This is a genomic window from Mycolicibacterium fallax (genome assembly GCF_010726955.1).
GTDB classification, from domain to species: domain Bacteria; phylum Actinomycetota; class Actinomycetes; order Mycobacteriales; family Mycobacteriaceae; genus Mycobacterium; species Mycobacterium fallax.
On sequence record NZ_AP022603.1, the window covers coordinates 356,115 to 368,742 of the forward strand.

12 protein-coding genes and 1 pseudogene are annotated in these 12,628 nt (G+C 72.8%); 9 read left to right on the forward strand and 4 right to left on the reverse strand.

All coding sequences use genetic code 11. The features are described from left to right. Positions 1-32 precede the first annotated feature (32 nt). The 4 genes and pseudogenes from infB to G6N10_RS01705 all read left to right on the forward strand — a co-directional run bounded on the left by infB (position 33) and on the right by G6N10_RS01705 (position 5,627). A pseudogene (gene infB / locus G6N10_RS01690) lies at positions 33-2,802 on the forward strand (translation initiation factor IF-2). Between the two features lie 30 nt (positions 2,803-2,832). Next, positions 2,833-3,339, forward strand: coding sequence for a 30S ribosome-binding factor RbfA (gene rbfA, locus G6N10_RS01695; protein WP_085094469.1), 507 nt, complete (start codon positions 2,833-2,835; stop codon positions 3,337-3,339). Beyond that, on the forward strand, positions 3,314-4,318 hold the full coding sequence (locus tag G6N10_RS01700; protein WP_085094467.1) for a DHH family phosphoesterase: 1,005 nt from the start codon (positions 3,314-3,316) through the stop codon (positions 4,316-4,318). The genes rbfA and G6N10_RS01700 overlap by 26 nt, the downstream gene beginning before the upstream one ends. Beyond that, positions 4,311-5,627, forward strand: coding sequence for an MATE family efflux transporter (locus tag G6N10_RS01705; RefSeq protein ID WP_085094465.1), 1,317 nt, complete (start codon positions 4,311-4,313; stop codon positions 5,625-5,627). Before G6N10_RS01700 ends, G6N10_RS01705 begins: the two co-directional genes overlap by 8 nt. Positions 5,628-5,660: 33 nt before the next feature. On the opposite strand, the gene G6N10_RS01710 is transcribed toward G6N10_RS01705, so the two are convergent. Together G6N10_RS01710 and G6N10_RS01715 are read right to left on the reverse strand one after the other, a co-directional pair. Next, on the reverse strand, positions 5,661-6,110 hold the full coding sequence (locus tag G6N10_RS01710) for a hypothetical protein (protein WP_085094463.1): 450 nt from the start codon (positions 6,108-6,110) through the stop codon (positions 5,661-5,663). A 67-nt stretch (positions 6,111-6,177) separates the two neighbouring features. Then, positions 6,178-6,945: an enoyl-CoA hydratase gene (locus G6N10_RS01715; RefSeq protein WP_085094527.1), complete on the reverse strand. Its 768-nt coding sequence runs from the start codon at positions 6,943-6,945 to the stop codon at positions 6,178-6,180. Positions 6,946-6,991: 46 nt separating this feature from the next. On the opposite strand from G6N10_RS01715, the gene G6N10_RS01720 reads away from it, so the two are divergent. Further along, positions 6,992-7,069, forward strand: coding sequence for a DUF2277 family protein (locus G6N10_RS01720; protein ID WP_234810495.1), 78 nt, complete (start codon positions 6,992-6,994; stop codon positions 7,067-7,069). Next, complete coding sequence (locus tag G6N10_RS01725) at positions 7,066-7,614, forward strand: DUF1802 family protein (RefSeq protein ID WP_085094461.1); 549 nt, start codon at positions 7,066-7,068, stop codon at positions 7,612-7,614. Before G6N10_RS01720 ends, G6N10_RS01725 begins: the two co-directional genes overlap by 4 nt. 12 nt (positions 7,615-7,626) lie before the next feature. Here the strand turns inward: G6N10_RS01725 and G6N10_RS01730 are convergent, their stop codons facing one another. Together G6N10_RS01730 and G6N10_RS01735 are read right to left on the reverse strand one after the other, a co-directional pair. Continuing rightward, on the reverse strand, positions 7,627-9,240 hold the full coding sequence (locus G6N10_RS01730) for a CocE/NonD family hydrolase (protein ID WP_234810486.1): 1,614 nt from the start codon (positions 9,238-9,240) through the stop codon (positions 7,627-7,629). A gap of 13 nt (positions 9,241-9,253) precedes the next feature. Next, positions 9,254-9,844: a DUF3558 domain-containing protein gene (locus G6N10_RS01735; RefSeq protein WP_085094459.1), complete on the reverse strand. Its 591-nt coding sequence runs from the start codon at positions 9,842-9,844 to the stop codon at positions 9,254-9,256. A gap of 139 nt (positions 9,845-9,983) precedes the next feature. Here G6N10_RS01735 and G6N10_RS01740 point away from each other — a divergent pair, with 139 nt between their 5' ends. From G6N10_RS01740 to truB, 3 genes are all read left to right on the forward strand, one after another. Continuing rightward, positions 9,984-10,943: an ACP phosphodiesterase PptH gene (locus tag G6N10_RS01740; RefSeq protein ID WP_085094457.1), complete on the forward strand. Its 960-nt coding sequence runs from the start codon at positions 9,984-9,986 to the stop codon at positions 10,941-10,943. Further along, positions 10,940-11,635 carry a 4'-phosphopantetheinyl transferase PptT gene (pptT, locus tag G6N10_RS01745; protein WP_085094455.1) on the forward strand — a complete coding sequence of 232 codons (696 nt, stop codon included), beginning with the start codon at positions 10,940-10,942 and terminating at the stop codon, positions 11,633-11,635. The genes G6N10_RS01740 and pptT overlap by 4 nt, the downstream gene beginning before the upstream one ends. A 92-nt stretch (positions 11,636-11,727) precedes the next feature. Next, positions 11,728-12,621: a tRNA pseudouridine(55) synthase TruB gene (gene truB / locus G6N10_RS01750; RefSeq protein WP_263993587.1), complete on the forward strand. Its 894-nt coding sequence runs from the start codon at positions 11,728-11,730 to the stop codon at positions 12,619-12,621. Positions 12,622-12,628 lie beyond the last annotated feature (7 nt).

A 12,628-nucleotide genomic window follows, 5' to 3' on the forward strand; every position in this document is an offset into this window, starting at 1 on the left:
CCATGCGTCATAGCTAAACCCGAGGCGTCGGCCTGCCGAATGCTGCCGCCTCCCAGACAGGAGAAGTAGTGGCAAAGGCCCGCGTACACGAGTTGGCTAAGGAACTCGGTGTCACCAGCAAGGAAGTACTCGCCCGGCTGAGCGAACAGGGCGAATTCGTGAAGTCCGCATCGTCGACGGTGGAAGCCCCCGTCGCGCGCCGGCTGCGTGAATCCTTCGGCGGCGGCAAGAAGGCCGCCCCCCCCCGCCCCCGCCCCCGCCGCCGCACCCGCGGCGGCCAAGCCCGCCGCGGCGGCAACCCCGGGCCCGGTGCCCGGTCCCAAGCCCGCCCCGCGCCCGGCGACCCCCGAGCCCCCGGCCGCTCCCGCGGCACCGGCTGCTCCGGCCGCCCAGGCGCCCGCCCCGGCCGCTCCGGCAGCCCAGGCTCCCGCCGCGACTGCCGCGCGCCCGGCGACCCCCGGTCCGACCCCGGGCCCGCGTCCGGCCCCGTCGGCCGGCCCGAAGCCCGGTGCGCCGCGCCCGCCGCGCGTCGGCAACAACCCCTTCTCGTCGCAGCAGCCGCAGGAGCGGGCCATCCCGCGCCCGGCGCCGCGTCCGGCGCCCGGCCCCGGCGGCCCGCGCCCCGGACCCCGCGCCACCCCCGGCAACATGCCGCCCCGCCCGGGCACCAGCATGCCGCGGCAGCGTCCCGGCGGTCCGCGTCCGGCCCCCGGCGCAGGCCGTCCCGGCGGTGCCCGTCCCGGCCCCGGCGGTGCCGGTGGCGGCGGTAACTACCGTGGTGGCCCCGGTGGCGCCGGTGCAGGTGCCGGCGGTGCCGGCGGTGCCGCCGGTGGTTTCCGCGGCCGTCCCGGTGGCGGTGGCGGTCGGCCCGGCCAGCGCGGCACCACCGCGGGTGCGTTCGGCCGTCCCGGCGGCGCCCCGAAGCGCGGTCGCAAGTCGAAGCGGGCCAAACGCGCCGAATACGAGAACATGCAGGCCCCGATCGTCGGTGGCGTGCGGTTGCCGCACGGCAACGGTGAGACCATCCGGCTGGCCCGCGGCGCGTCGCTGAGCGACTTCGCCGACAAGATCAACGCCAACCCGGCCTCGCTGGTCCAGGCGCTGTTCAACCTCGGCGAGATGGTCACCGCGACCCAGTCGGTCGGTGATGACACCCTCGAGCTGCTCGGCAGCGAGATGAATTACGTCGTGCAGGTGGTGTCCCCGGAGGACGAGGACCGCGAGCTGCTGGAGTCGTTCGACCTGTCCTACGGCGAGGATGCCGGCGACGAGGACGATCTGCAGACCCGCCCGCCGGTGGTCACCGTGATGGGTCACGTCGACCACGGCAAGACCCGCCTGCTGGACACCATCCGCAAGGCCAACGTGCACGAGGGCGAGGCCGGCGGCATCACCCAGCACATCGGCGCCTACCAGGTCACCGTCGAGCACGACGGCTACGAGCGGCCGATCACCTTCATCGACACCCCCGGTCACGAGGCGTTCACCGCCATGCGTGCCCGCGGTGCCAAGGCCACCGACATCGCGATCCTGGTGGTTGCCGCCGACGACGGTGTCATGCCGCAGACGGTGGAGGCGATCAACCACGCGCAGGCGGCCGACGTGCCGATCGTCGTGGCGGTCAACAAGATCGACAAGGAGGGCGCGGATCCGCAGAAGATCCGGGCTCAGCTGACCGAATACAACCTGGTCGCCGAGGATTACGGCGGCGAGACGATGTTCGTCGACATCTCGGCGAAGAACAACGTCAACATCGAGGCGCTGCTGGAGGCGGTCCTGCTGACCGCCGACGCGTCGCTGGACCTGCGGGCCAACCCCGACATGGAGGCCCAGGGTGTGGCGATCGAGGCGCACCTGGACCGCGGTCGCGGCCCGGTCGCCACGGTGCTGGTGCAGCGCGGCACGCTGCGGGTCGGCGACTCGGTGGTCGCCGGCGACGCCTACGGACGCGTCCGTCGGATGGTCGACGAGCACGGCGAGGACGTCGAAGAGGCGCTGCCGTCGCGTCCGGTGCAGCTGATCGGCTTCACCTCGGTGCCCGGCGCCGGCGACAACCTGCTCGTCGTCGACGAGGACCGGATCGCCCGCCAGATCGCCGACAAGCGCAGCGCCCGCAAGCGCAACGCGCTGGCCGCCCGCACCCGCAAGCGGATCTCGCTGGAGGACCTGGATTCGGCGCTGAAGGAAACCAGCCAGCTGAACCTGATCCTCAAGGGCGACAACGCCGGTACCGTCGAGGCCCTGGAAGAGGCCCTGATGGGGATCCAGGTGGACGACGAGGTGCAGCTGCGGGTCATCGACCGCGGTGTCGGTGGCATCACCGAGACCAACGTCAACCTGGCCTCGGCCTCGGACGCCATCATCATCGGCTTCAACGTCCGCGCGGAGGGCAAGGCCACCGAGCTGGCCAACCGCGAGGGTGTGGAGATCCGGTACTACTCGATCATCTACCAGGCGATCGACGAGATCGAGTCCGCGCTCAAGGGCATGCTCAAGCCGATCTACGAGGAGAAGGAGCTCGGCCGCGCCGAGATCCGGGCGATCTTCCGCTCCAGCAAGGTCGGCAACATCGCCGGCTGCCTGGTCACCTCGGGCATCATGCGGCGCAACGCCAAGGCGCGACTGCTGCGCGACAACGTGGTCGTCGCCGAGAACCTCACGGTGTCCTCGCTCAAGCGGGAGAAGGACGACGCCACCGAGGTGCGCGACGGTTACGAGTGCGGTCTGACGCTGACCTACAACGACATCAAGGAAGGCGACGTCGTCGAGACCTACGAGCTGGTCGAGAAGGCGCGGTCCTGATGTTCGGTCAGTTCGCGCTGCGGAGTCGGCATGGCTGATCCGGCCCGGGCCAAGCGGCTCGCCAAGCGGATCGCGACGATCGTCGCCTCGGCGATCGAGTACGAGATCAAGGATCCCCGGCTGGCCGGGGTGACGATCACCGACTCGAAGGTCACCGGCGACCTGCACGACGCCACCCTGTACTACACGGTGCTGGGCACGTCGCTGCAGCAGGAGCCGGACTACGCCGGGGCCGCCGCGGCCCTGGAGAGCGCCAAGGGTGTGCTGCGCTCGAAGGTCGGCGCGGGAACCGGTGTCCGGTTCACCCCGACGCTGACCTTCGTGCGGGACACCGTGCCGGACGTCGCGAACCGGATGGAGGAGCTGCTGGCGGCCGCCCGGGCGGCGGACGCCGAGGTGGCCCGGGCCCGCGCCGGCGCGGTGCCGGCCGGCGATGCCGACCCGTACCGCAGCGCCGCCGACGAGCACGAGGCCGGGGGGCCGGACGGGGAAACCGACCTGCGGGACACCGGTGACCACGGTCGATCCGTCGGCTGAGTCGCTGACGGTGGGCGCCCGCGTCGACGCGCGCGGGGCCGCGGCGGTGCTGGCCGCGGCCAACGACATCGTCATCGTCGCGCACGTGTTTCCCGACGCCGACACCATCGGTGCCGGACTGGCGCTGGCCCAGGTGCTGGACCGGCTCGGCAAGCGGGTGACGGTCAGCTTCGCCCGGCCGTCGGCGCTGCCGGAGTCGCTGCGCAGCCTGCCCGGTGGTCATCTGCTGGTCGCTCCGGACCGGGTCAGCTCCGACCCGGACCTGGTCGTCACCGTCGACATTCCCAGCCCGTCGCGTCTCGGCGTGCTGGCCGAGCTGACCGGACCGGACTGCGGCCGGCCGGTGCTGGTCATCGACCACCACGCGTCCAACCAGCTGTTCGGCAGCGTCAACTTCGTCGACGCCGCCGCGGACTCGACGACCATGCTGGTCGCCGAGTTGCTCGACGCCTGGGACCAGCCCATCGACCTGCCCGTCGCGCACTGCCTGTACGCCGGGCTGATCACCGACACCGGGTCGTTTCGCTGGGCCAGCGCGCGGGCGCACCTGCTGGCCGCCCGGCTGGTCGAAATCGGTGTCGACAACGGCGCGGTGAGCCGCACCCTGCTCGACACCCACCCGTTCTGCTGGCTGCCGATGCTCGCCCGGGTGCTGTCCTCGGCCCAGCTGCTGCCCGACGCGGTCGGCGGCCGGGGACTGGCCTACGCCGTCGTCGAACACCGCGAGGTCGTCGCCGCGCGCGCCGAGGAGATCGAGAGCATCGTCGACATCGTGCGGACCGCCGAGCAGGCCGACGTGGCCGCGGTGTTCAAGGAGATGCAGCCCGGCCAGTGGTCGGTGTCGCTGCGCGCCAAGACCGTCGACCTGTCCCCGGTGGCCAGCGGTTTCGGCGGCGGCGGGCACCGATTTGCGGCCGGCTACTCGGCGACCGGCGACATCGCGGTGCTCGTCGAGGCGCTGCGCGCGGCCGTTGGCTGAACCGGCCGCCCCGACCGGCCGGGCGATCGCCGCGCTGGCGCTGCCCGCGCTCGGGGTGCTGGCCGCCGAACCGCTCTACCTGCTGTTCGACCTGGCCGTGGTGGGTCGGCTCGGCGCGGTCAGCCTGGCCGGTCTGGCGATCGGCGGGCTGCTCCTCGGGCTGGTCGCCTCGCAGGGCACCTTCCTGTCCTACGGCACCACGGCGCGGGCGGCCCGCCGGTTCGGTGCCGGCGACCGCAGCGGCGCGGTGCACGAGGGCGTGCAGGCCAGTTGGCTGGCGGTGCTGATCGGTGCCGGGATCATCGCGGTGGTGCAGGCCGTCGCCGTACCGGTGCTGGCGGTGATCGCCGACGGCGGCGCGATCGCGGCGGCCGCGCTGCCCTGGCTGCGGATCGCCATCCTCGGTGCGCCCGCGATCCTGCTTTCGCTGGCCGGCAACGGCTGGCTGCGCGGCATCCAGGACACCCGTCGCCCGCTGCACTACGTGCTGATCGGGTTCGGTGTCTCGGCGCTGCTGTGCCCGATGCTGGTGTACGGCTGGCTCGGCGCCCCGGAGCTGGGGCTGGCGGGTTCGGCGGTGGCCAACCTGGTCGGCCAGTGGCTGGCCGCCGCGCTGTTCTGCCGGGCCCTGATCGCCGAACGGGTGTCGCTGCGGCCGGACCGGGCGCTGCTGCGCGCGCAGCTGGTGATGGGCCGCGACCTGCTGGCCCGGTCGCTGGCATTCCAGGCCTGCTTCATCTCCGCGGCGGCGGTGGCCGCCCGGTTCGGGGCCGCCGCCGTCGCCGCCCACCAGGTGGTGCTGCAGCTGTGGAGCCTGCTGGCGCTGGTGCTCGACTCGCTGGCGATCGCCGCGCAGGCACTGGTCGGTGCGGCGCTCGGCGCCGGCCTGCGCGCGCATGCCCGCTCGGTGGCGGTGCGGGTGACGGTGTTGTCCACCGTGGCGGCCGCGGTGCTCGCCGGTGTCTTCGCGCTCGGGTCCCGGGCGGTGCCCGCGCTGTTCACCGACGATCCGGCGGTGCTCGCCGCGATCGGGGTGCCGTGGTGGTTCCTGGTGGCGCAGCTGCCGATCGCCGGGGCGGTGTTCGCGCTGGACGGGGTGCTGCTCGGCGCCGGGGACGCCACCTTCATGCGCAACGCCACCCTGGTCAGCGCGCTGGTCGGCTTCCTGCCGCCGATCTGGCTGTCGCTGAAGTTCGGCTGGGGCCTGGCCGGGATCTGGGCCGGGCTGTCGACGTTTTTGGTGCTGCGGCTGGTGTTCGTCAGCGGCCGGGCGCTGTCGGATCGCTGGCTGGTGTCGGGTCCGGGCTGAATCGGGCGGGCGGGGCGCTTGTGCCCGCCGGGATCACAGTCCGCCCGCGGCGGTGGCGAGCTGCGCCCCGCCGACGGATGCGGCCACCACGATGATGGTGCCCAGCAGCGGCCAGACGAACATCACCCGCCGCCGGGTCGCGCCGAGCACCACGCCGATCAGCGCGAGCAGCGTCGCGGCGCCGATCCCGCCCCAGGCCGCGGCGAAGGCCGCGGTCATCAGGTCGTTGCTGCAGGTGCGGGCCGAACACGTGTCCATCGCCATCGGGAAGAACAGCGACCACAGCAGCCCGAACGCCGACAGGCTCAGTTGGGCGATGCACAGGAAGGCCGTCGCGACGATGTCGGCGATCCGCGCGCCGCCCAGCGGTGCCCGGGCCGGCGGCGGGGGACAGCCGGGCGGGGGATAGCCGGGCGGCGGGTAACCGGGCGGAGCCGGCTGCGGGGGCAGATAGGCGGGCGGATACTCCGGCGGCTCGGACACAGTGCACATTCTGCCCGCCGGGGCGGCCCCCGGCGGGCGGCAAACCGCCGGGCGGCAAACCGGCGGGCTACTGCACCTGGCTGCGGCCGCGCTGCATGACGGCCTCGCGGTTGGCGGCGATCGCGTCGCCGGTGGTGCTGCGCGCCCAGGCCCGGGCGGCGTCGGCTTCCAGCCACAGCGCGGGCGCGGTCGCCGCCTCGTCGATCCGGTGGTAGGAGCTCAGCAGCGCGGCCACCGCCGCGCGGTTGTTGCCGACGATCGAGGTGGCCACCGCGCGGGCGGCCTGCTGCAGCTGATCGTGCGGCACCACCTCGCTGACCAGCCCGGCCCGCAGCGCATCAGCCGCCGACAGGTAATCGCCGGTCAGGCTCATCCGGCGGGCCAGGCCGACCCCCACCTTCTGCGGCAGCCGCACGCTCATGCCCCAGGTCGGCATGATGCCCACCCGGGCGTGGGTGTCGGCGAACCGGGCGTTCTCCGAGGCGATCAGGATGTCGCAGTACAGCGCGAGTTCCAGCCCGCCGGTGACCGCGGCGCCGTTGATGGCGCCGATCACCGGGGTGCTCAGCGCCGGCCATTGCGGCGACAGGTCCGGCAACTCGGTGCTGGCGCCGAGTTCCTTGAGGTCCACTCCGGCGCAGAACACCGGGTCGGCGGCGGTGAAGATGATGACGTCGACGTCCGGGTCGGCGTCGGCGTCGGTCAGCGCGGTGAAGAACCGGTCGCGCAGCGCGCTGGACAGCGCGTTGCGGGCCTGCGGCCGGTTCAGCGTCAGGGTGGCGATCCGGTCGGTGATGTCGACCAGCAGAATGTCGGATCCGGCGGGGGTGGTCATTTCGCCACCGTAGCGCCCGCCCAGCGGCGGGCCTACATTGGCGTACATGTGCCGAAACATCACCGAACTGCGGGGCCTGGAACCGCCGGCGACGGCCGCGCGGATCGCCGCGCAGCCCCGGTGAGCGTTCCCGCGCTCAAGGAGTGGAGCGCGGCCGTGCACGCCCTGCTGGACGGACGCCAGCGGGTGCTGCTGCGCAAGGGCGGCATCCACGAGAAGCGCTTCCGGGTCAGCGCCGGGGAGTTCCTGCTGTTCCCGACCGTCGCGCACGGCCACGCCGAGCGGCTCCGGCCCGAGCACCGCGACCTGCTCGGGCGGGCCGCCGCCGACAGCACCGCGCAGCGGGTGCTGATCGGGGCCGCGGCCCGGGTCACCGGAGCGGTGCAGGTAGACCGGACCGAGGGCCTCCAGGAGATCGAGGATCTGCACATCTGGACCACCGAATCGGTGCGCGCCGACCGGCTGGACTTCCGGCCGCGGCAGCGGCTGACGGTGCTGGTCCTGGCGGTCCGGGCGCTGCCGGAGCCGATCGAGCTGGCCCGGACCCCGGAGTTCGGCGGCTGCCGCAGCTGGCTGGAGCTGCCGGTGCCGGCCGGGGCGGTGCCCCCGGTTCAACCCACCGATGCCCTCGCGGGGATCACCGCACGGGTCAGCGCCGCGGTGGGTTAGCGCCGCTGTCGGTCAGCGCCGCACCGGAAGCAGCAGCCGGGAGGCCCCGCCGTGGCCGATGGCCTGGGTGGACGCCCGCAGCCCGGTCCCGTCGGCCGGGGGTTCCCCGGTGCCGAGGTTGCGCACAAACCGCGGGTGCGAGCCGCCGGCGATCAGCAGCCGGATCCGCGAGCCGGCCGCGAACCGGTGGGCGATCTCGTCGAGCCGCAGCCGCACCGGCCCGTCGTCGTCGCCGGTGAAGCGCCGGAACCCGTCGCTGACATTGCGCGAGCGGCCCCGCCGATCGACCTCGCTGACCCGCACGAAGACGTCGAAATTCGGGTTGTCGCAGGTGTGCGCCAGACCCACCACCGGGTTGCCGTGTACCTCCAGGTCGTCGGTCAGCGCCGGGCCGGTGAAGCTGAGCACGTCCGGGCGCGCGGCCAGGGCGTCGTCGCGGCGGCGCCCGGCGTCCGGGGACAGCAGTCGGCCGCCGAGGGTGGGGGTGGGCCGGCGCGGGTCGAAGGTGAACGACGACGGCGCGGCCGGCCCGCCCGGCTGGGCATCGAGTCGGCCCGGCTCGATGTAGAGGGTGTGGGTGTCCGCCGCCGGCGGCCAGTCGGGCAGCTCGCTCCAGCGCTGCGCGCCGGTGACGAAGATCCGGGTGCGGGGCCGCGGCCGCGCCGGCCGGTCGCCGACCCGGCTGCCCAGCCAGTCCAGCGACTCCCGCAGCACCAGGGCAGCGGCGCGGGTCATCATCTGGCCGTGCGTCCACGGCCCGACGGTCAGTGCCACCTCGGCGCCGCGGTCCCGCAGCATCCGGTATTGGGCCACCGTCTGATCGAGGAACAAATCGCTCCAGCCGCCGATCAGCAGCACCGGCACCCGGGGATGCTCCAGCCCGCCGTAGTGCCGGTAGGGCCGCCAGAACGGGTCCTCGACGTCGGGGTGGCCGGCCCAGCGTTCCCACCACGGTGCGCCGTCGCCGAGCAGCGCCCGGCCCGCCGCGCCGAGCGGCAGCGCGCCGGCGGCGCGGCGGACCTCGGCGCGGTTGCGCGGCGCCCGCAGCAGCGCGGACAGTGGTTCGTTGTCCTCCTGACGGCTGATCGCCGCGCTCCAGCCGAGGAAGTCGTTGACGGTGAACGCGCCGGTGCCCCAGGTGGCCTCGGCGAAGTCGTGCACGCCGACCACGATCACCGCCGCGGCCAGATCCGGCGGCGGATCCTGCATCAGCGCGAACTGGGTCTGGCCCAGGTAGGACAGTCCGATGGTGCCGAAAGATCGGGTGTACCAAGGCTGTTCACGCAGCCAGGCGGCGGTGTCCAGGCCGTCGGCGGCCTCGTTGACGGCCGGGTCGAAGTCGCCGCCGGAGCCGAAGGTGCCCCGCACGCTCTGCAGGATGACGTGGTAGCCGCGGGCGGCGTAGGCCGCGGCGTACAGCGGCGCGAACGGGAAACCGCGGCCGTAGGGACTGCGCACCAACAGCGTCCCGACGGCCCGCTCGGGCGCGTAGTGGTCGGCCAGCAACTCGACGCCGTCGCGCATCGGGACGACCACCCCGCGGTGCACCCGGTAGCGGTGCGTCGGCGCGGGAAGACCGCAGATCCGGCTCAGCGCACGGTGGGCGATGCGGGACGGCGACGGCACCCCGCCAGGGTAATCAGAACTTGTAGTACGGGGTCAGTTGATGGGCCCGCATCAGGTTCTCCTGGATGCAGTCCGGGCCGTTCGGCGACCAGTTCGGTGCGTAGAACAACGACTGCTGCAGCACCCCGTAGCTGGTCTTGAAGGTGACCATGCAGGTGAACCACCAGCGGTTGTTCCAGTCGGTGGGCTTCATCACCCAGTACCACGCGGCGCGGTGCCCGTTGATGTCCAGCTCGACGGCATCCGGCGGCAGGGTCTGCTCATAGGTGCGCCAGACGAACGCCTCGACGGCCATCTGGTAGTTCCCGGCGTCGTAGTGGCAGCGCAGCCCGTCCTCGGGGACCGGCGGGGTGAAGCCCAGCCCGAGGCCGTCGGTGACCTCCACCGGGATGTCGCGGCACGGATCGAACGGCGACGGGTCGGTCAGATTCAGCACCGGCCGGCGGGTGGTGCTCATCGGCACATCGGTGTTGCGCAGTTCCACGCTGGGGGACACCGCCACGTCGTCGACCAGCGGATCGCCGGATCCGGTGGTCTGCACCGTCAGCACGGCAGCGGCGAGCACCGCCGTCAGTGCGGCCAGCAAACGCAGCTTGGCAAGCATCGGAACCTCTCCCGTCGGGAACAACCTTGCCGGGAGTGTAACGGGCCACAGTCAGCGTCCAGACAGGAAACCGCAACCTGCGGCAATCGCGGTGCGGGCGCGGGTGCCGGCGACGGGGTGGTCAGTAGGCTGGTCAACCGTGGTCACCGGAGTCCAGGGCAGAACGCGCCCCACGCTGTGGGCGATCAGCGACCTGCACACCGGGCACACCGGCAACAAGCCGGTCACCGAGTCGCTGTTCCCGTCCACGCCGGACGACTGGCTGATCGTCGCCGGCGACGTCGCCGAGCGCACCGACGAGATCCGCTGGTCGCTGGACCTGCTGCGCAAGCGATTCGCCAAGGTGATCTGGGTGCCGGGCAACCACGAGTTGTGGACCACCGGCAAGGACCCGGTCCAGGTGTTCGGCCGGTCCCGCTATGACTACCTGGTGCAGATGTGCGACGAGATGGGTGTGCTCACCCCCGAGCACCCGTTCCCGGTGTGGACCGAGGAGGGCGGCCCGGCCACCATCGTTCCGATGTTCCTGCTCTACGACTACACCTTCCTGCCCGCCGGGGCGGGCACCAAGGCCGAGGGACTGGCGATCGCCAAGGACAAGAACGTCGTGGCCACCGACGAGTTCCTGCTCTCCAGCGAACCGTATGCCACCAAGGACGCCTGGTGTCGTGACCGGCTCAAGCACACCCGCAAGCGCCTCGACGAGCTGGACTGGATGACCCCGACGGTGCTGGTCAATCACTTTCCGATGGTGCGGGAACCCTGCGATGTGCTGTTCTACCCGGAGTTCTCGCTGTGGTGCGGGACGACGGCCACCGCCGATTGGCACACCCGCTACAACGCGGTCTGCTCGGTCTACGGGCATCTGCACATTCCGCGAACCACCTGGTACGACGACGTCCGGTTCGAGGAGGTCTCGGTCGGCTACCCGCGGGAGTGGCGGCGCCGCAAGCCCTACCGGTGGATGCGGCAGATCCTGCCCGACCCGCAGTACGCGCCGGGCTACCTCAACGAGTTCGGCGGGCACTTCATGATCACCGCGGAAATGCGCGAGCAGTCCGAGAAGGTGCGGGACCGGATCATGCGGCGGCGCGGATGACCGGCGGCGCGCCCACCCTGATCTCGGCGGTGCTGCCCGCGACGACGGTGCACACCGCGGAGTCCTTCACCGACCCGCCCGGGGCGACGGCGCTGCCCGAGGAGGAGCCGCTGATCGCCAAGTCGGTGGCCAAGCGCCGCAACGAGTTCATCTCGGTGCGGCACTGCGCCCGGGTGGCGCTGGCCGAGCTCGGGGTGGCGCCCGCGCCGATCCTGAAGGGGGACAAGGGCGAACCGCTGTGGCCCGAGGGCATCGTCGGCTCCATCACGCACACCGAGGGCTACCGCGGTGCGGCGGTCGCCCGCGCCGCCGAGGTGCGCTCGATCGGCATCGACGCCGAACCGCACGACGTGCTGCCCGCCGGTGTGCTGCCGGCGATCAGCCTGCCGATCGAACGGGCCGAACTGGGCGAGCTGCCCGGCGAGCTGCACTGGGATCGGATCCTGTTCTGCGCCAAGGAGGCGACGTACAAGGCCTGGTATCCGCTGACGCGCCGCTGGCTCGGCTTCGAGGACGCCCATATCACCTTCGAGGTGCAGCGGCTGGGCGGCGGACCGGAGCCGACCGCGGACGGCACCTTCCGGTCCCGGATCCTGATCGACCCGGCCACCGAGTTCGGGCCGCCGCTGGTCGAGTTGGCCGGCCGCTGGTCGGTGGCCGCCGGCCTCGCGTTGACGGCGACGGTCCTGTGAGCGAGAGCGCGGGTGAGGACCGCAGCGAGGACCGCAGCGCAGCGAGGACCGCAGCGAGGACCGGAGCCCAAGCGGAGCGAACCGACAGTCCTGTGAGCGAGAGCGCCCCGCCGCCGGGGATCGTCGTGGTCGACAAGCCGGGCGGCATGACCAGCCACGACGTGGTCGGCCGCTGCCGGCGGATCTTCGGCACCCGCAAGGTCGGCCACGCGGGCACCCTGGATCCGATGGCCACCGGTGTGCTGGTCATCGGCGTCGAGCGCGCCACCAAGATCCTCGGGCTGATCGCCGGGACCGCCAAGTCCTACGCCGCGACGATCCGGCTGGGCCAGACCACCTCGACCGACGACGCCGAGGGCGAGCCGCTGACCCGGACCGACACCGCCGGTCTCGACGACGCCGCCATCGAGGCGGCGGTGGCGGCCCAGCGCGGCGACATCCTGCAGCGCCCGTCGGCGGTCAGCGCGATCAAGGTCGACGGCAAGCGGGCCTACCAGCGCGCCCGCGAGGGCGAGACGGTCGAGCTGGCCGCCCGCCCGGTGCGGATCACCCGGTTCGAGGTGCTGGGGGTGCGCCGGGTCGACGGCTGCATCGACGTCGAGGTGGAGGTGGACTGCTCCTCGGGCACCTACATCCGGGCGTTGGCCCGCGACATCGGCGCCGACCTCGGGGTCGGTGGGCACCTGACCGCGCTGCGGCGCACCCGGGTCGGCAGCTTCGGGCTGGACCAGGCTCACACCCTGGCGGCGCTGGCCGAGCGGCCGGCGCTGAGCTACACCCTCGACGAGGCGTGCCTGCTGGGCTTCCCTCGCCGCGACCTGAGCGCCGAGCAGGTGATCGACGTCGGGCACGGCCGGGCGCTGGAACCGGCCGGCATCGACGGGATTTACGCTGCGGTGGCGCCGGACGGCCGGGTGATGGCCTTGCTGCGCGACGCCGGCCGGCGGACCACGTCGGTCGTGGTGATCCGGCCCGCCACGCTCTGAGCCGGTC